At 63.1% G+C, this 401-nt stretch carries 1 protein-coding gene; it reads right to left on the minus strand.

The features are described from left to right. On the minus strand, positions 1 to 278 hold a 278-nt coding region (locus tag BN358_RS12445), incomplete at its 3' end, for a hypothetical protein (RefSeq protein ID WP_019229170.1). Positions 279 to 401: the final 123 nt, after the last annotated feature.

Below are 401 nucleotides of genomic sequence, written 5' to 3' on the forward strand. Positions count from 1 at the left end.
TCAATCCCCAGCGCCTGGGCCTTGTTCGTCATTGCTTCGATGCAGGCATGGCTCCCGGTGGCCAGTGCCACCCCAAGGTAGATCAGGGTGCGGGTCTCCTCGGTCAGCGCACCGGTGCCGTCCTTGGGCATGGCGAACCCGCTGTCCTGCACATGGCGCACGACCATCTGCGGCATCACGGTGGCGGCGTACGTCACCGACGGCGGGATGTGGCCGTTCAGCGAAACGGTCATGTTAGCCAGGATCTGGTCGACGGTCGGTGCCGGCTGGGTGGTCATCAGGACTCCTTCAGTTCAAGAGAGATTGTCTCAAGAAGATTTGATATGTTCTACTCCGCAGGCTAGCCCCGGATACCCCGGGGGGCAAGTCCCGTTCGGCGCACGGTTGCGTCGTCCGAGTGC

This window comes from Sedimentibacter sp. B4 (genome assembly GCF_000309315.1).
GTDB classification, from domain to species: domain Bacteria; phylum Bacillota; class Clostridia; order Tissierellales; family Sedimentibacteraceae; genus Sedimentibacter; species Sedimentibacter saalensis.